The sequence below is a fragment of the Maritimibacter sp. genome (assembly GCF_016774595.1).
In the GTDB taxonomy this organism is placed as follows: Bacteria; Pseudomonadota; Alphaproteobacteria; order Rhodobacterales; family Rhodobacteraceae; genus Maritimibacter; species Maritimibacter alkaliphilus.
Genome location: NZ_JACBWT010000002.1, coordinates 1,057,905 through 1,074,213 on the forward strand (window position 1 = coordinate 1,057,905; position 16,309 = coordinate 1,074,213).

A 16,309-nucleotide genomic window follows, 5' to 3' on the forward strand; every position below is an offset into this window, starting at 1 on the left:
CGATCGTCGTCGAACTGCGCGAGTCCTTAGCAGATCGCATTTGTATGCGGTCGTATACATTTCGGATTTCCGGCGCAAGTCCCTTGCACGCGGACCAGTGCCTGCCCCGCGTTCACGCCGCGACCCGTGTGGGCTTTAATTGTGCGGAACTAAACCCGTCCGTCGGGTCAGGCAGCCACCGACCGGCGCGATACCACAGCGTTCCATGCGAGCAGAGCGACGATGACCGCCGCCCCCGTGGCCTCGACCCTGAGGTCGGGCCAGAACACCGCGATGATGGCCGGGGCGAGCGCCACGCGCTGCCAGATCGGGATCGGGGCGAACAGGAACCCTTCGAGCATCGCCGCAAAGGCGGTCAGGGCCACAATGGCCAGCGCGCCATTCCAGATCACGAGGGGCAGGGGGCCGCCCACGATGATCACCTCGTTGAACACCATGAACATGGGGATGAGGTACAGACCCTTGGCGTATTTCCACGCCTGAAAGCTGGTCTCCATCGGTGTGGACCCTGCGATGGCCGCGCCCGCGAACCCCGCGAGCGCCACGGGGGGCGTCACGTTACTGTCCTGTGAATACCAGAACACGACGAGGTGGGCGATCAGGATCGGGACGCCGAATTCTTCGGTCAGGGCGGGACCCACGAGGATGATGAGCACGATATAGGCCGCCGTGACCGGCAGACCCATGCCGAGGATCAGGCTTGCGATGATGACCAGAAGCAGGGCGAGGATCATGTTGCCGCCCGAGAACGCCAGCATCATGGCCGAGAATTTCAGCCCCAGCCCGGTCAGGCCCACGACCCCCACGATGATCCCTGCCACGGCGCAGGCCATGGACACGGCCACCGCGTTGCGCGCGCCCAGTTCCAATGCCCGAAGCGTCATATCCCATCCGCGTCCGAGCAGGGCGGTGAACCCGTCGAACGAGGGCGAATGACGGAAGAAATCCCACAACGCCCGCGCTACGGCGGCCAGCGCGACCGAGACGACGGCGAAGTAGCCGACCCTGAGCGGCGAATATCCGGCGGTCAGGAAATAGACCAGCACGACCAGCGGCAGCAGGAAATGCCAGCCCTCTTTCAACACGTCGCGCACGCGCGGCAGATCGGCGGCGGGGATGCCTTTCAGCCCCAGCTTCACGGCGGCGATATGGACCAGCAGATAGACCGATCCGAAATAAAGCAGGGCCGGGAAGATCGAGACCAGAACGATCTCGATATACGGAACCTGCGTGAACTCGCTCATCAGGAACGCGCCGGCGCCCATGAGCGGCGGCATGATCTGCCCGCCGGTGGAGGCCGCGGCTTCGATCCCGCCTGCCTGCGCGGGGCGGTAGCCGAGCCGTTTCATGAGCGGAATGGTAAAGGCCCCGGTGGCCACCACGTTGGCGATGGCCGAGCCCGAGATCGACCCCATCCCGGCGGAGGCGATGACGGCGGCCTTGGCCGGGCCGCCGCGCTGGCGGCCCGTCGCGGCATAGGCGAGGTCGATGAAGAACTTGCCCGCGCCCGTGACCTCCAGAAGTGCGCCGAACAGCACGAAGATGAAGATGAAGGTGGCTGCGACCCCCAGCGGGATACCGAACAGCCCCTCGGCCCCAAGGGTCAACTGGCTTGCCAGACGGTCGATGGAATAGCCGCGATGATTGAGGATGCCGGGCATGAAATCGGCAAGCCACGGAAGCTCGCCCCGCACGCCCGCGAAGGAATAGACGATGAAGACCGCGCCGATGATGGTCAGCACGCCGCCCACGGCACGGCGCGCGGCCTCCAGCACCACGAGGACCGAGATGATGCCCACGACCACGTCGATCTGGCGCGGGATGATCGCGTTGGCGATGATGTCGATATGCGCGGGCACCCAGTAACCCACAAGCACGCCGCACAGGATCAGCGGCCCGTCGATCAGCCAGCCGACCACCCCGCGCGGGCGGTGCTTACCGAAGACCGGATAGATCAGGAAACACAGGACGAGGATGAAGCCCAGATGGATCGGGCGCTGATAGAACAGCCCGAGCGGCTGGATACCCGCCGCGTAAAGCTGGAACAGCGACAGCGCGATCCCGACGACGGTGATCGCCTTCAACACGATCCAGGGTTGTTTCAGTTCCGGCGTCGTCGCCTCGGTCGTGTCCGTCATCGTGCCTCGTCAGGGGTCAGCGCGATGCGCACCCGTTCATGTTCTGCCAGTGCGGAGAGCGAGATTTCGCGGTCGCCGATCCGCAGGCGGTGGTCCACCTTCATCGAACCGGGGCGCAGGATATAGGCGTTGCCGGGAACCGGCTCGTCCAGATCCTCGATCCAATAGCCGCCTTGCCCGTCCGAGATCTGCGTGCCGCGACCGGGGATGTGGTCAAGCCCGGCGGCGAAGTCGGGCAGGTGGGAGCGGTCCAGCACCATCTTCCCTTCGCGGTAGACATAGCAGTCCGACACTTCGAACCCCTGCACGGAGTGGCGCCAGAGCACGCACCAGCCGTCGCCGGGTGCGACCTGTGCCTCGGTCAGAACCTCTCCGGTGCCCGCAAGCGATGCGGTGAGCGTCCCGGCGGCAGCGGTCATGGAAAAAGAGGAGAGGAGGAGCGCCAGAAGCGCCCCTCCAGAGTGCGCCGTCACGGGCGCAGCTTTTCCGGAATCTCGGCGCCCGCTTCTTCGTAATAGCGGATCGCACCGGGATGCAGCGGGATCGGCGTGGCCGACAGGGTGAACTCGACCGTGGTCTGGTTCGCCGCCGGGTGGACCGCCTGCATGTCGGCGATATTGTCGAACATCGCCTTGGTGATCGCATAGGCCAGATCGTCGGACATTTCCGACGAGGCGACCAGCACGTTCGGCACGCCCAGAACGGTCGTGTCTTCGTCGACGCCTTCGTAGATGCCGCCCGCAAGGGTGGTCTTGGCGAAGAGCGGCTGGATTTCCTGCGCCGCCGCGATCTGTTCGTCCGTCAGTTCGATCACGACGATGTCCTGCGTCGTGGCGAGGTTGAGGATGGACGAGGTCGGGGCACCCACGCTCCAGAAGCCCGCGTCGATGTCGCCGTTTGCCAGCGCGTCGGCGGTTTCGTTGAAGTTCAGGCGCTGCTCGTCGATGTCGTCATAGGTGATTCCGGCGGCGGTCAGCACTTGCTCGGCGTTCACTTCGGTCCCGGACCCCGGCGCACCGATGGACACGCGCTTGCCTTTGAGATCGTCGAGCGACGTGATTCCGCTGTCGGCCAGCGTCACGATCTGGATCATGTTGGCGTAAAGCGACGCGACGCCGCGCACCATTTCCAGTTGCTGACCTTCGAAGCGGCCGGTCCCGGTCTGCGCCTGATACACCGTGTCGGCCAGACCGATGGCGAGGTCCGCGTCACCCGTGGCGACAAGCCCCATGTTTTCGACCGAAGCGCCGGTGACTTCCGCCGTCGCGGTGTAGCCTTCGACATGGTTGTTGATGACTTCGGCCAGACCGCCGCCCATCGGGTAATACACGCCGCCGGTGCCGCCGGTCGCGACCGACAAAGGCGTCTGCGCCATGACGGGGGCAGCAAAAAGCATCGCAGAGGCCAGAGTGGCCTTGAACATATTCATGGATTTCCTCCCAGTTGGTGGGTCTCGTTCGGACCCGTCGTTCCGCAAGTCGGTTATTCCGACCGGACAGATGCATGAAAACCCAAGCGTGGGGCGGGCGTCAACACAAGTGGTTGCGGTAACGGAAATGAATGGGCGTCGGGGCGCGGTCCGGCACCCTCGTCGGCACCGGGCGACCGCGCTGTTTTCACTCCTGAAGACGCCGGTGCCTGAAGGCCGGACACGGGCGCGTCAGGCCCAGATCGTACCCGACCGGATCGTGTTTCGGACCAACGGCGACCTGACCCGGTTTCACCTCCGCACCTTGACGCGGGGGCCGGAAGGTGGCGACTACGGCAAGGAGCTTTGCGCCAAATCTGAGGACACACATGAAATTCGCGACAATCGAACACGACGGCCAACTGCGTTTCGGGCTGGTCGAAGGCGACGCCATTCATCTTGCACCGGAAGGCGACCGCCTGCGCGCGCATCTGGACGGCGACTTCGCGGCCTTGGCGACGCGTCTGCGGGGCGAACCGCCCCTGTCGCTTGCGGGCGTGACCTATGCGCCGGTCGTTCCCGATGCGCAGCAGGTGCTTTGCATTGGCCTGAACTACAAGGATCACAGGGCCGAGACGAAAGGCGAAGTCGGCACGACATACCCCGACAACCCCATCGTCTTCATGCGGTTCGCGACATCTTTGGCCGCGCACGGGGAATCGCTCCCGATCCCCGAGGTGTCCGAGGTGGTCGATTACGAGGCGGAACTGGCCGTCATCATCGGCAAGGGCGGGCGCTACATCGCAAAGGCCGATGCCATGAGCCACGTGGCGGGCTACGCGCCGTTCAACGACATTTCGATGCGCGACTGGCAGATGAAGGGCGAACAGTGGGGGCCGGGCAAGAACTTCCCCAAATCCGGGCCGTTCGGACCCGTCATGGTGACACCTGACGAGATCGGCGATCTGGGTGAGACGGGCATCCGCCTTATCCTCGACGGCGAGGTGCTTCAGGAAAGCTGGATCAAGCACCTGATCTTCGACATCCCGACGCTCATCTCCTATTGCTCGAATTTCGTGGAGTTGAGGCCGGGGGATGTGATCGTCACCGGCACGCCGGGCGGTGTCGGCTTCGTGCGCAAACCACCGATCTTGCTGGCGCCCGGCAAGACCTGCGTGGTCGAGATCGACGGGATCGGACGGCTGGAGAACACCTTCCACGCGGAATGAGCTTTGGGGCTGTCGACCGGGTCGACGGTGCGCCCGACTTGCGCGGTATCGGTCGGCCCGAATGCCAAGTGGCCCCATGCGGGCGCAGGCGCGTGGGGGCGACCCCAACCGCGCTGCGAATGCTTGGCCCTGTCCCAAAACGCCCGATCGCCCGAAACCCAACGAAAAAGCGCGACCCCGAGGGGCCGCGCTTTCGGTCAGGCTGCACGCTGGATCACTGGCGGATCGCGCCGCTCCAGATGTATTCGTCCGGCGTCGGTTTGCGCGAGATGAAGCCGTATTTGGCGAGGTATTCGTTCTCCGCATCCCACGCCTCGGCGTCGAACCCCGTCATGAACGGCGCGATTTCGCGGGTGTCGAGGTATTCCGGCGGCAGTTGCGTCTGCGCCTTGTCGACCGCACGCACCGCATCCGGGTTCGCGTTGGCATAGTCGTTGGCTTTCTGCATCGCCATGATGAAGCGGTTCATCAGATCCGCGTTTTCATCGGCCCAGTTCTTGTTGGCGGCGAACAGCACCGCAGGGAACCCGAAGGTCGAATTGTCGAAAACCTCTTTCAACTCGCGCAGACCCTTCTGGACGGACAGGTTGTAAAACAGACCGATGGGCAGGCCCGCATCGACCGATCCAGCTTCGATGGCCTGAAGCACGCCGGGGAAGGGCAGGTTGACCAGTTCCACGTCGTCACGGGTCATGCCGTTCTGTTCCAGCGTCCGGATAAGCGCCGAACCTTGCGGGCTGGCGATGCCCGGCAGGCCGATCTTCTTGCCCTTGAGGTCCGCGATGGACTGGATGTCGCTGTCGGCGGGCACCATCAGGCCGTAGGTGGCGATGGGGTTCTGATCCTGCGCGTTGACCACCGCGACGATCGGAAGCCCGTTGGCGACGGCCGCCGTCAGGGGCACCGCGCCGGTCATGGCGACGTGACGATCCCCGTTCATGAGCTGGGCGATGGCACCGTCCGGGCTGGCCCCGATCGCGATGTCCAGCTCGATGTTCTGTTCGGCGAAATAGCCTTGCTCCATGCCGATGAAGAGGGCTTCGAATTGGCCGACCGGCGAGCGTTCGACCTTGACGATGTCCTGTGCCGCGGCAGGCAGCGCGAGGGCGCAGGCCAGCGCCACGGCCATGCCGCGCGAGGCTTGGGTGAGTTTGGTGATGATGGTCATGTGTTCCTCCCTGAAATACGCCGATCCGACCCAGAGCGGCGCGTCTTTAGCGCATGATGTGATCCATCACGCGGTTTCTGTATTCGAAGAATTTCGGGTCCGACTTGGTCCTGATCTGGTCGCGATCCGGGCCGAGATCGACGTCCACCGTATCCACGATGGCCGACGGTTTGCCCGACAGCACCACAACCCGGTCCGCCAAATACACCGCCTCGTCGATGTCGTGGGTCACGACGATCACGCTGATCTTCAGCCGCCTGCGAAGGTCGAGCACAAGATCCTCGAGCCCCATTTTCGTCTGCGCGTCGAGCGAGCCGAAAGGCTCGTCCATCAACAGAATATGCGCGTCATAGGCTAGCGCGCGCGCAATCGCGACACGCTGCTGCATGCCGCCGGACAATTCCCACGGATATTGATGCGCCGCGTTTTCAAGTCCCACGTCCGCCAGACATTTGCGCGCGCGTTCCTCGCGTTCCGCCTTGGGCACGCCGCGCCCCTGAAGCGGAAAGGCCACGTTGTCCAGCGTGCGCATCCACGGCATCAACGACCCACGATAATCCTGAAACACCACCCCGATTTCGGCCAGCGGCTCGGTCAGCACCTTGCCCCCGACGCGAACCTCGCCCGAGGTCGCGGGCATCAGGCCGGACAGGCAGCGAAGCAGCGTGGTCTTGCCCGCGCCCGACGGTCCGACGATGCAGACGAAATCCCCCGGATCGACATGCATGTCGAGTTTCTCGATCACCTTCACCGGCCCATAGCTTTTCGACAGGCCATTCACCTGCATGGGTTGCGCGAGAGAGGTGGTCATGTTGCTTCCGTCCATTGTCGTCATCCCGTCTGCGCCCCGGCCTCGCGGAAATACCAGCGAAGCGTCACGCGCTCGATTTGCAGAAACACCGCGCTCAGGACGTAGCCGAGCACGCCGATCAGGATCGTGCCCGCCCAGGTCTCGACCATGGCGAAACGCTGCTTGTTTTCGTTGATGTAGAAGCCAAGGCCCGCCGAGGCCCCGAAGAATTCAGAGATCACCATGAGCACCAGCGCCACGGCGATGGCGACCCGGATGCCGGCCATGATCTGCGGCAGCGACGCCATGAGCAGCACGCGCCGATAGGTCAGCCCGCGCGGAATTCGAAACGCGCGCGCCGTGTCCGACAACTCCTCGGGCATCCCGCGCACGCCGTCGATGGTGTTGAGTAGGATGGGCCAGAGACAGGTGAAGGCGATGATGAAAATCTTGGGCGCGGCGCCGATCCCCAGCGCGATGATGACGATGGGCACGATGGCGGCGGGGGGAACGGACCGCAGGAAATTGAGCATCGGCATCGCCGCCTGCCGCACCTTGCCGTGATCGCCGATGTAAAGCCCGGTGCCGACCCCGATCAGGATCGCGAGGGCAAGGCCCACGGCCATGTTGGACAGGCTGACGAACATATACCCCAAAAGCGGCCCGTCCGTCAGATCGCGCCATAGCACGGCGAGGATTTTGGACAAGGGCGGAAAGTAGAACGACGTGGACGAGGCCGACAGGACATACCACGCCACGACCGCCAGAACCGGCAGCCACCACGCCATGAGGAAACCCCGAAAGGCGTGGGCGCGAAGGGCGGCTTTATGGGGGGATTTCGCCATCTTCACCGCTCCAGATGCCACGGCAGCAGCCGCTTTTCCAAAAGCTCCCACCCAAGGGTCAGAAGCACGCCCAGAAGACCCGCGTAGATCACATAGGCAAAGGCCTCCGGCACCCGGTTGGCGATGCGGCTCAGGTTGATCTGATAGCCCAGACCGTCGATCGGCAGGATGACCTCGGTGCCGACCGCGACGAGGATCGAAACCGTCGTCGCGATGCGCAGTCCGGTCGCGATATAGGGCAGGGCCGAAGGTAGGATGACCCGGAAGAACCGCAGACCGAAAGGAATGCGAAAGATCCGCACGGTATCGAGGATCGTCGGGTCCAGCCGCCGTGCGCCATAGACGGTCTGCACGAGGATCGGAAAGAAACAGGCGATGGCGATGGCCAGCACCTTCATCTGCGAATTCGCCCCGATGATAAGGACGAACAGCGGCAGCAGCGCCACCACCGGAAAGGCCCGCCCGAAGTCGAGGATCTTGCGCGTCGACAGCTCGAACGCCGGGAAGATACCGATGAGCAGGCCAAGGGGAATGGCCACGACCGCCCCAGCGACCGCACCCAGAAACCCGTCCCGCAGGGTGGCCCAGAGCGCGCCCTTGAAGGCCGGGGTGCTCCACAGCGCGACCATCTCGCGCGCGACGTCCGGCACCGGGGGCAGGACGTCAGGGTTGAACACCCCGGTCACGCTCCCAAGCGCCCAGACGAAGATCACGCCAATGACGACGGCGGCTTGTCGGAATGCCAAGCTCAAGACGTCCTCCCATCGCTTGTGCCTGACTATTTGGTCGGGCGTTCAAGCAGTTTCAGCTAACGGCAAGCGGCACCGGTCTGTCAATGCCGCTGGCCACCTTGGATGAGGCGGGCGCACGCATCGCGCCCGTCCAGCGTCGTTCAGTAACCGATGGTGAACCGCTCGCCGGTGTGCTCCGGCTTTTCCAGTTCGTCGACAAGGGCGAGCGCGAAATCCTCGAACGAGATCGAGGTGGGCGCGCCGTCCTTCATCAGCATGTCGTCCTTGCCATAGCGAAACGTCCCGGTCCGTTCGCCGGGAACGAACATTCGCGGCGGCGAAAGGTACGTCCAATCAAGGCCTTCCGAGGCTTTGAGTTGGTCGAGCAGATAGCCGCCCCGGATCGAATTCGGTTTCGCGACATCGGGAAAGCCCGGCTGTTCGACCTCGATCACCCCGTCCGGGTGCATCAGGCTGCCCGCGCCCCCGACGACGAGGTAGCGTTTCACGCCCGACGCCTTGATGGCAGGCAACAGCACGTCCGGGTCCAGGTCCACGAAGCGAACCGACGAAATCACCGTGTCGTGTCCCGCGATCTTGTCGGCAAGGTCGCTGCCGTCCCCGGACACCGCCACCGCGCTGACGCCGGGCAGGTCCGCGACGTTGTCGGGATTGCGCACCAGCGCCGTCACCTCGTGTCCGCGATCCGCCAGTTCCTTCAAGACCCGCGATCCGGCCTTGCCGCTCGCGCCGATCAGGGCAACTTTCATCTCATCCTCCATCCATTCGCTGTGCCGGTATCGGTCAAAGACCGAAGACCCTGCGCGCATTGTCCTCGCCGATCCGTTTGCGTTCATCCGGTGTCAGGTCGAGGGCCGCGAATTTGGCGACCTCCTCGTCCTGCCGTTCCATCGGGTAATCGGCCGCGAACATCACCTTGTCCGCGCCGAGCACCTCGATCGCCGCGCGCATCGGCGCGTTGAAATTCATCCCGCTGGTGGCGACCGTCACGTGGTCGCGAAAGTAGTCGCTGGGCTTGCGGGGGAGCGGTTTGGCCCCGGTCACCCCCATCTCGAACGGATAGCGATTGTCGATCCGGTCGAGCATGAAGGGGATCATTTCGCCCAGATGCCCCAGAACGATCCTGAGCTTCGGGAACCTATCGAACACGCCCGCCGCGATCATGCGCAGCAGGTGCGTGCCGGTTTCGACAGCATAGGCCCAGCCGACCGTGAACCCGGTCATCGCCATCAGGCCGCCCTCGATCCCCGCGGCAGGTTCGCGCGGGTGCAGATAGACGGGCACGTCCAGCGCCTCGGCCGCTTCCAGCAGGGGCCAGAACGACGGGTCGTCGAGATACAGGTCATTGGTGTGGGAATTGACGATCAGACCGTTCAGGCCGAGCGTTGTGATCGCCCGGTGGAGTTCCTTGGCCCCCTCACGCGCGGCCTGTGGCGGCGCGGCGGCGAGACCGCCGAACCGGGCGGGATGGGCGGCAATCGCTTCGGCCAGCCGGTCGTTGGTCAGCCGGGATAGCGCCAAGGCGGTGTCCGGGTCGAACTTCTGCACGCCGGGTGCGGCAAGGGCGAGGATCTGGACCGCGACACCATCGGCATCCATCCGGGCCACCCGGCCCTCACCGATGTCGAGCAGATCGTCCATGAACGGCCCGGCGATGGGCCCGGACTTCATGCTCGGGACGCCGCCTGCGATCCGCGACAGCTCGGCCACGACCTCAGGAATCATGAAGCCTTCTTCGACCGAGACGAGGCCCGGTTTTCGATCCGCCATTTGTCCTCCCCGGGGCCCTGTTCTCGCGCCCTCGGATCGAACGCTAGGTCAGCGAAATTCCCGATGCAAGAAATTAATTGGTCGCCTAACCAAATAAAAATTTCCGCCGGAAAGCCCTGAGAAACAGGGGTATTCGGGAGAACGTCTTGACATAATTGGTCAAATGACCAAACAAATTGAGGTAACGCCGGCCTCCGTCATGGGGCGGGATCGGTCATGGGGCGCGAGGCACGGATGCGGAAAATTCACGCGGTTCAGACGATCCGTCCCCCGTTCAGCGGTCCTGCGACTGACACGGCGATTCGCGGGTCTCGCGCCCGGCACTATCGAAACCTGAACCGGAGGACGACATGACACCCGATGACATCCAGACCATCACGCAGGGCTTCATGAAAAAGATCATGTGGGTCGTGGTGACCGAGCCGGTGGGACCGGAGGACGAGATTCAGGCGATGATGGCCGACCATCTGCGCCATCAGGTCGAGCTCGAGAACCGGGGCGTCCTGTTCGCGGCCGGACCGCTTTTCGACGGCGACGGGCCGCCGGTCGCGGGCATGTTCATCCTGCGCGCCGAGGACGAGGCCGCGGCCCGCGCCATTGCGGACCTCGACCCGATGCACCGCGCCGATCTGCGCAGATACACGCTTCGGCGCTGGATGATGAACGAAGGGCGCATTACCGTCACCGTGAACCTGTCCAACAGCACGCCGGAGCTTCCCTGATGTCCCAGTCCAGACCCGTCATTCACGTCATCCTCGCCAGTGTCCGCGAAGTCCGGCTGGGGGCCGCAATCGCGGACTGGGTGATGGCGCAGGCCCGGACACAGACCGGACTGTCGGTCGAACTGGTCGACCTCAGGGATCATTCCCTGCCGTTGTTCAACGAGCCGCACCATCCGCGCAGCGGCAAGTACACGCGGGAGACGACGAAAAACTGGTCAGCGAAGGTGAGCGAGGCCGACGGGTTCGTTTTCATCACGCCGGAATACAACCACGCCTATCCCGCGAGCCTCAAGAACGCGCTCGACCACCTGAGCGCCGAATGGTCTGGCAAGCCGGTCGGCTTCGTCAGCTACGGGGGCGTCGCGGCGGGCACCCGTGCGGTCGAGGCGCTGTTGCCCGTGATCGCCTGTTTCGAGATGAAGCCGATCATGCAGCAGGTGAACATCCCCTTCGTCGGCGCCGCCGTCGTAGACGGGGTGTTCAGGGCGGGCGACGTGCAGGTGCAGGCGGCCGAGGCGATGTTCGCCGCCTTGGGAAAGGCGCTGGGTGCGGCCTCAGACTGAGGCGACGAGGGCTTTCGCGGCTTCGGCCAGCGTGGCGTCGGTCAGGTCGGCAAGATCCAGAACCCGCTCCGGCTCGGCCTCGCGCCGGATGCGCTTGTAGCGCGGGTCGTAATGCGTCTCGACCAGATCGTGCGCCAGCCCCGCCCAGTTTCCGTCTTGGGCCAACTCGTGCCAGTCCCCCACGACCTCGCGCCCGTGGTATTTCACCAGCCGGTCGAGCGTTCGCGCCAAGCGGTCGGCGTCGTCCACGATATCCGGGTAGCTCGTCACCAGATGTTCGGCGCGGGCGGCGATCGGGGCGGTGACCTCGACATAGGGCGAGGCGAGCATGGCCTTCCACAGGGACGGCGGCACCAGCAGATCGCCGACCTTGCTGCTTTCGGCCTCCACGAAGGTCACACGCGCCGGGTCCAGCCGGGTCAGCGCCATGGCGATCCCGCTTTCAAACGCCTTCTGGCTGGGCTGTTCCTCACCCACCATCCCGAACAGCGACCCGCGATGAGAAGCGAGGCCTTCGAGGTCCAGCACCTGACCGCCCGCCGCCGCGATATGGTGCAGAAGCCGGGTCTTGGCCGTGCCCGTGCCGCCGTCGATCAGCATCAGCCGATGGGGCAGGGGCGCGCGATGCAGCATATCCACCACAAGCCGCCGATAGGTGCGGTATCCACCCTCGATCACATCGGCGCGCCAGCCGATCTGGCTGAGGATCGACGCGAAGGAATTGGACCGCTGCCCGCCGCGCCAGCAATAGACCAAAGGCTTCCAACCGCCTTCGCGGTCGGCCAGCGGCCCTTGAATGTGGGTCGCGGCATTGCGTGCGACCAGCGCCGCGCCGATCTTGCGGGCCTTGAACGGGTCTTCCTGCACATAGATCGTGCCGACCTGCGCGCGTTCCTCGTCGTTCAGCACCGGCAGGCTGATGGCGCCGGGGATGCGGTCTTCGGCGTATTCCGAGGGCGAGCGCGCGTCGATGATGTCGTCGAACCCTAGGGCTGCGAGGTCTGAAAGCGAGGTGATCCTGACGGACATGGGGTCTCCGGTCCTGACGCGGGCGCGTCGCAAGGATGTAGCGGATCGCGCCGCGCAAGGCCAGCCGCCGCACTTGCCTTTGCCGCGCCGCCGGAGGACAAAATCGGGCATGAGCGCCGACGCCCCCATCCTGATCTATTGCCGCTGGGAAGCTGCGGGCGGGATCGAACGAGTCAGCCTGAGGCTTCGCGATTTCCTGCGCCGCAATGGCGTGGCGGCTGAACTGGTCTCGCGCGAGGGGCATCCGGTCTTCGGGGCGGAGGTGCGGCGGCTTGCCGAAACCGATCTTGGTGGACGAACGCTCGTTTTCTCACGCAAGCGCGACCTGATGCACATCGGCTGGCGTGGCCTCGGCGCGCGGCTCGTCTATTGGCGGCATGTGCCGCTGGTCGGGCCTATGACGAAACGCCTGATGGATGCGGCGTTCATCGTGGCGATGAGCTGGCGGGCACCCGTCCTGTGCGTGTGCGATGAACTGGCCGAGCACCTTGCCCGATTGCCCCTTCTGCGCCGCGCCGCGCTTGCCGTCGCCTATGCCCCGGTCGCGCCGGATGTGCCGGCCACCATGCCGATCCGGCGGACGGATCAGCCGAAAAACCTTCTCTACGTCGGACGGCCCGGTGCGCAGAAACGGCTCGACAAGGTGCTTGCCGTGGTGGCCGAAGCGCGGGATGCCGGGCATCCGGTTCGGCTGCGTGTCCACGGCTACCCGCCGCCCAAGGATCAGCCGGACGGCGTGACCTTCGCCCCCCTGGGGTCAGACCCGCAGGCGTCGTTCTCGGAGGCCGACGCCCTGATCGTCTGGTCGGAATACGAGGGCTTCCCGACCATCATGGTCGAAGCCGCCCGCGCGGGCTTGCCGATCATCGCGAACGCCTTCGCCACCGGGCTCAGAGACTTCGAGCGGCGGATCGGTCCGCCCGCGCGGATCGAGGACCGGCCCGAGGCCCTGATGCGGGTCTTTACGCGCCTGCCACGCGGGTCGTATGATCTGAGCGGGGTACGGGACGAAGCACTGTGGCCGGTCTGGGCCAAGGTGCTGGGAGTTTCGATGCGAGACGAATGTTCGAAAAATGACATTCCGCCGCGCGACAATGCCGGTCTGCGGACATCGGATGTGTAATTAATGCTATACAGCGCCACCGCCGTCACTGGCCGTTCCCGCCTGATCCGCCGCCAAGCCGACCTGTTGCACTGGCTGACTGCGCCGCGGCCCGGCCCCGAAGTGCTCTGGTATCTGAACCCGCACACGCTGTCGCACCATCGCGCGGGACATTTCGCGACGAGCGGCGACGATCACGTGGTCATCGACGGTGGCACCACCGCCCGGATCGTGTCGAAGCTGACGGGGGTGCCCTGCGAAAGCCTGTCGTTCGACTACGCGGGCGTGGCCTGTGCGGCGATGGACCGCCTTGCGCAACGCGGGGCGCGGCTGGGTCTGATCGGCGGCACGTCCGAGGAGGTGTCGCGCGTCGCAACTTTTCTGCGCGAACGGCACCCCGGCCTTCGCGTCGTGCTGGCGGCATCGGGATATCGCCCGTCCCAGCGTCAACTGATGAGCGATGTGGCGGTCGCCAGACCTGACGTGCTGCTCGTGTCGATGGGTAGCCCCCGGCAGGAGGCGCTGGCGCTCGCCCTCAAGGCGCGGCTCGACCATCCGACCGCCATCGTGACCTGCGGCGCCTTCGTGCATCAGACCGCGCGTCATCCTTATTATCCCGAGGCCTACACACGCAGGAACCTGCGCTGGCTCTACCGCGCCTTGAACACGCCGCATATCGCGCCGCGCATCCTGCGCCACTACCTGCCGTTCCTCGCCCGCGCCGCGTTGCGCCGACCGCAGCTTCCCCTGCGGGACTAAAGGAACTCCGCCTGATCCTCGCGCGCCGCAATCTGAAGATCCTTCAGGAAATGCGGGTCCGCCGCATGAACCCGGTTCCACGTCGGGATGAACGGCGTCTCATGCGGGTTGTCGAGAAACACGTTGCCGGCGCGGATGATGTTCTCGGCGAACATCTCGATCGACTTCTCTTCCGCGTGGCGGTCGATGACCAGCCCGTTCATCTTGGCATCGTTGTAATACCCGTCGAGCAGATCGAGCGCCGAGCGGTAATAGGTCGCCTTGAGCGTGCGGAACACGTTGGGCGTGAACACCGTCCCATCCGCCGCCAGCTTGCGGAAGATCGCCTTGCAGATGTCGGTCGACATGCGCGACAGTCCGGTCGAGGCGTCTTCGGCGGACAGATCCTGATGCTTGTGATCGTAGGCGTCCGAGATTTCGACCTGACAGACCGACTTCGGCGCAAGGTTGCGCCAGGCTTCGGACAGCACGCCGATTTCCAGCCCCCAGTCCGACGGAATGCGCAGATCCGGCAGGATCGCGGTGCGCATCGCGAATTCGCCGGACAGCGGGTAGCGGAACGACCGCAGGTAGTCGAGATAATCGCGATCCCCGATCACCCGTTTCAGCGCGATCAGGAGCGGTGAGACCAAAAGACGTGTCACCCGGCCGTTCAGCTTTCCTTCGCCGACGCGCGGGTAATAGCCCTTGGCGACCTGATAGGGGAACGTCGGGTTCGCGACCGGATAGACCAGCCGCGCCAGCATCTCGTTCTCGTAGGTCAGGATATCGCAATCGTGGATCGCCATGACGGCGCTGTCGGCGCAGCCGATGAGGTAGCCGATACAGGACCAGACGTTCTTGCCCTTGCCCGGTTCCTGCGGCGCGAGGCCGAGGTTTTCCAGCCGGGCCTGCATTTCAAGCATCCGGGGGCTGTCGTTCCAGATCACGATATGATCCTGCGGCAGGCTCGCGAAAAACGCCCGCGCCTGCCGGAACTGCGCTTCCGTCGCGCGGTCGAGGCCGATGACGATGCGGTGCAGATACGGCACCTTGCCCAGCTCTTCCACGATATGCGGTAAAGCCTCGCCTTCGAGCTCCGAGAACAACGAAGGCAGGATCAGGCTGATCTTGCGGGTCTGGGCGAAGGCCGACAACTCGTAGTTCAATTCCTCCACGCCGCGTGTGCGCAGATTGTGGAGCGTCGTGATGTTGCCGTTCTGGTGGAAATCAGCCATGCCGCGAAGCTCCTCGGGAAAGTTCCAACTCGTCAATAACTTGGCCCACCGACAAGTTCCAGCCTTCGGGGCCGGGGTGGGCCGCGCGGGTGATGCGACCCTCCGCCTCGCCCATCAGGGGGGGAAGGGGCGCGCCGTGCGGATTGGGGATGATGACGCCGAAATCGGCGGCCTCGATCATTTCGGCATCGTTCGGCGCATCGCCCAAGGCCATCGTGTGCCGCGGCGCGAAACGGTCGACCAACTCGGCCATCGCATCGGCCTTGGTCCGTCCGAACGACAGTGTCAGGAACCGCCCGCCCATGCGTGCCGTGATCCCGCGTTCGCCCAGTGCCGCGACGAAGGCCTCGCGGCCCGGTTCGTCACCCGTCCAGATGCCCGGCTCGGAAAAGGCGCGCGCCTTCGCCAGTTCCGCCTTGTCGGTGGGCAGTCCGGTGATCCCGGCCACGCCCGCCGCGTCCAGATCGCCGAACCCGGTATAGGTCTTCCTGAGATCGCCCGGCAGATCGTCCAGCGCCGCGCGCAATCTGGCGTAATCGCCCGAGACCGCAGGGCGCGCCCCCGGCTCCAGTGTCCCGGCGCCGTTTTCGACGATGGCGGGCCACGCCGACAGCCCCAGTTCGTCGCGCAAGGGGCCAACTTCGGTCGCCGTCTTGGACGTGGACAGAACCACGCCGCCGTCCAGACGCGCCAGTCGGTCAAGCGCCGGGCGGGCGGGGGACCAGTCGTAGGTGTCGTGATCCAGAAGCGTGCCGTCGAGGTCGGAAAATATCAGGAGCGGCGGGTGAACCTGCGTCATGCCGGCCTCCGAGTCGGT

17 protein-coding genes are annotated in these 16,309 nt (G+C 65.0%); 5 read left to right on the plus strand and 12 right to left on the minus strand.

Annotated elements, in window-relative coordinates; genetic code table 11:
* Positions 1-167: 167 nt before the first annotated feature.
* Genes HOY44_RS16305 through HOY44_RS16315 form a run of 3 tightly spaced genes read right to left on the minus strand, consistent with a single transcriptional unit; the run spans position 168 to position 3,567 of the window.
* Entirely contained in the window at positions 168-2,138 is a 1,971-nt protein-coding gene (locus HOY44_RS16305; protein ID WP_287436109.1) for a TRAP transporter permease, read from the minus strand.
* Complete coding sequence (locus HOY44_RS16310) at positions 2,135-2,611, minus strand: DUF1850 domain-containing protein (RefSeq protein WP_287436111.1); 477 nt, start codon at positions 2,609-2,611, stop codon at positions 2,135-2,137. The genes HOY44_RS16305 and HOY44_RS16310 overlap by 4 nt, the downstream gene beginning before the upstream one ends.
* On the minus strand, positions 2,608-3,567 hold the full coding sequence (locus tag HOY44_RS16315) for a TAXI family TRAP transporter solute-binding subunit (RefSeq protein WP_008329933.1): 960 nt from the start codon (positions 3,565-3,567) through the stop codon (positions 2,608-2,610). Before HOY44_RS16315 ends, HOY44_RS16310 begins: the two co-directional genes overlap by 4 nt.
* A gap of 368 nt (positions 3,568-3,935) precedes the next feature.
* Here HOY44_RS16315 and HOY44_RS16320 point away from each other — a divergent pair, with 368 nt between their 5' ends.
* Complete coding sequence (locus HOY44_RS16320; protein ID WP_287436113.1) at positions 3,936-4,775, plus strand: fumarylacetoacetate hydrolase family protein; 840 nt, start codon at positions 3,936-3,938, stop codon at positions 4,773-4,775.
* 214 nt (positions 4,776-4,989) lie between these two features.
* Here the strand turns inward: HOY44_RS16320 and HOY44_RS16325 are convergent, their stop codons facing one another.
* From HOY44_RS16325 to HOY44_RS16350, 6 genes are all read right to left on the minus strand, one after another.
* Complete coding sequence (locus HOY44_RS16325; RefSeq protein WP_287436115.1) at positions 4,990-5,943, minus strand: ABC transporter substrate-binding protein; 954 nt, start codon at positions 5,941-5,943, stop codon at positions 4,990-4,992.
* Positions 5,944-5,989: 46 nt separating this feature from the next.
* Positions 5,990-6,754: an ABC transporter ATP-binding protein gene (locus tag HOY44_RS16330; protein WP_287436117.1), complete on the minus strand. Its 765-nt coding sequence runs from the start codon at positions 6,752-6,754 to the stop codon at positions 5,990-5,992.
* A 20-nt stretch (positions 6,755-6,774) separates the two neighbouring features.
* Positions 6,775-7,578 (minus strand): ABC transporter permease, encoded by an 804-nt coding sequence (locus HOY44_RS16335; RefSeq protein ID WP_287436119.1) that lies wholly within the window; start codon positions 7,576-7,578, stop codon positions 6,775-6,777.
* A 2-nt stretch (positions 7,579-7,580) separates the two neighbouring features.
* A complete protein-coding gene (locus tag HOY44_RS16340) occupies positions 7,581-8,330 on the minus strand; it encodes an ABC transporter permease (RefSeq protein WP_287436121.1) in 750 nt (249 codons plus the stop codon).
* A gap of 140 nt (positions 8,331-8,470) precedes the next feature.
* Positions 8,471-9,079 carry an NAD(P)-dependent oxidoreductase gene (locus HOY44_RS16345; protein ID WP_287436123.1) on the minus strand — a complete coding sequence of 203 codons (609 nt, stop codon included), beginning with the start codon at positions 9,077-9,079 and terminating at the stop codon, positions 8,471-8,473.
* Between the two features lie 34 nt (positions 9,080-9,113).
* Positions 9,114-10,100 carry an amidohydrolase family protein gene (locus HOY44_RS16350; protein WP_287436125.1) on the minus strand — a complete coding sequence of 329 codons (987 nt, stop codon included), beginning with the start codon at positions 10,098-10,100 and terminating at the stop codon, positions 9,114-9,116.
* Positions 10,101-10,450: 350 nt separating this feature from the next.
* Between HOY44_RS16350 and HOY44_RS16355 the strand changes: the two genes are divergently transcribed.
* On the plus strand, positions 10,451-10,822 hold the full coding sequence (locus HOY44_RS16355; RefSeq protein WP_287436127.1) for a YciI family protein: 372 nt from the start codon (positions 10,451-10,453) through the stop codon (positions 10,820-10,822).
* The gene (locus HOY44_RS16360) at positions 10,822-11,385 is read left to right on the plus strand and encodes an NADPH-dependent FMN reductase (protein ID WP_287436129.1); all 564 of its coding nucleotides are present in this window, start codon (positions 10,822-10,824) and stop codon (positions 11,383-11,385) included. Before HOY44_RS16355 ends, HOY44_RS16360 begins: the two co-directional genes overlap by 1 nt.
* On the opposite strand, the gene mnmH is transcribed toward HOY44_RS16360, so the two are convergent.
* Positions 11,377-12,414: a tRNA 2-selenouridine(34) synthase MnmH gene (gene mnmH / locus HOY44_RS16365; RefSeq protein ID WP_287436131.1), complete on the minus strand. Its 1,038-nt coding sequence runs from the start codon at positions 12,412-12,414 to the stop codon at positions 11,377-11,379. The genes HOY44_RS16360 and mnmH overlap by 9 nt on opposite strands.
* A 109-nt stretch (positions 12,415-12,523) precedes the next feature.
* Between mnmH and HOY44_RS16370 the strand changes: the two genes are divergently transcribed.
* Positions 12,524-13,537, plus strand: coding sequence for a glycosyltransferase (locus HOY44_RS16370; protein ID WP_287436133.1), 1,014 nt, complete (start codon positions 12,524-12,526; stop codon positions 13,535-13,537).
* 3 nt (positions 13,538-13,540) lie between these two features.
* Positions 13,541-14,275, plus strand: coding sequence for a WecB/TagA/CpsF family glycosyltransferase (locus HOY44_RS16375; protein ID WP_287436135.1), 735 nt, complete (start codon positions 13,541-13,543; stop codon positions 14,273-14,275).
* On the opposite strand, the gene HOY44_RS16380 is transcribed toward HOY44_RS16375, so the two are convergent.
* Positions 14,272-15,492 carry a glycosyltransferase family protein gene (locus HOY44_RS16380; RefSeq protein ID WP_287436137.1) on the minus strand — a complete coding sequence of 407 codons (1,221 nt, stop codon included), beginning with the start codon at positions 15,490-15,492 and terminating at the stop codon, positions 14,272-14,274. The two genes, HOY44_RS16375 and HOY44_RS16380, sit on opposite strands and share 4 nt — an antisense overlap.
* Positions 15,485-16,291 carry an HAD-IIB family hydrolase gene (locus tag HOY44_RS16385; RefSeq protein WP_287436139.1) on the minus strand — a complete coding sequence of 269 codons (807 nt, stop codon included), beginning with the start codon at positions 16,289-16,291 and terminating at the stop codon, positions 15,485-15,487. The genes HOY44_RS16380 and HOY44_RS16385 overlap by 8 nt, the downstream gene beginning before the upstream one ends.
* Positions 16,292-16,309 lie beyond the last annotated feature (18 nt).

What these genes read in the sequence shown, in the direction of transcription:
- HOY44_RS16385 (WP_287436139.1), bottom strand. Translation starts at nt 16,291, where the DNA reads ATGACGCAGGTTCACCCGCCGCTCCTGATATTTTCCGACCTCGACGGC.
- HOY44_RS16335 (WP_287436119.1), bottom strand. Translation starts at nt 7,578, where the DNA reads ATGGCGAAATCCCCCCATAAAGCCGCCCTTCGCGCCCACGCCTTTCGG.
- HOY44_RS16345 (WP_287436123.1), bottom strand. Translation starts at nt 9,079, where the DNA reads ATGAAAGTTGCCCTGATCGGCGCGAGCGGCAAGGCCGGATCGCGGGTC.
- HOY44_RS16380 (WP_287436137.1), bottom strand. Translation starts at nt 15,492, where the DNA reads ATGGCTGATTTCCACCAGAACGGCAACATCACGACGCTCCACAATCTG.
- HOY44_RS16350 (WP_287436125.1), bottom strand. Translation starts at nt 10,100, where the DNA reads ATGGCGGATCGAAAACCGGGCCTCGTCTCGGTCGAAGAAGGCTTCATG.
- HOY44_RS16320 (WP_287436113.1), top strand. Translation starts at nt 3,936, where the DNA reads ATGAAATTCGCGACAATCGAACACGACGGCCAACTGCGTTTCGGGCTG.
- HOY44_RS16355 (WP_287436127.1), top strand. Translation starts at nt 10,451, where the DNA reads ATGACACCCGATGACATCCAGACCATCACGCAGGGCTTCATGAAAAAG.
- HOY44_RS16330 (WP_287436117.1), bottom strand. Translation starts at nt 6,754, where the DNA reads ATGACCACCTCTCTCGCGCAACCCATGCAGGTGAATGGCCTGTCGAAA.
- HOY44_RS16305 (WP_287436109.1), bottom strand. Translation starts at nt 2,138, where the DNA reads ATGACGGACACGACCGAGGCGACGACGCCGGAACTGAAACAACCCTGG.
- HOY44_RS16370 (WP_287436133.1), top strand. Translation starts at nt 12,524, where the DNA reads ATGAGCGCCGACGCCCCCATCCTGATCTATTGCCGCTGGGAAGCTGCG.
- HOY44_RS16360 (WP_287436129.1), top strand. Translation starts at nt 10,822, where the DNA reads ATGTCCCAGTCCAGACCCGTCATTCACGTCATCCTCGCCAGTGTCCGC.
- HOY44_RS16315 (WP_008329933.1), bottom strand. Translation starts at nt 3,567, where the DNA reads ATGAATATGTTCAAGGCCACTCTGGCCTCTGCGATGCTTTTTGCTGCC.
- mnmH (WP_287436131.1), bottom strand. Translation starts at nt 12,414, where the DNA reads ATGTCCGTCAGGATCACCTCGCTTTCAGACCTCGCAGCCCTAGGGTTC.
- HOY44_RS16375 (WP_287436135.1), top strand. Translation starts at nt 13,541, where the DNA reads ATGCTATACAGCGCCACCGCCGTCACTGGCCGTTCCCGCCTGATCCGC.
- HOY44_RS16325 (WP_287436115.1), bottom strand. Translation starts at nt 5,943, where the DNA reads ATGACCATCATCACCAAACTCACCCAAGCCTCGCGCGGCATGGCCGTG.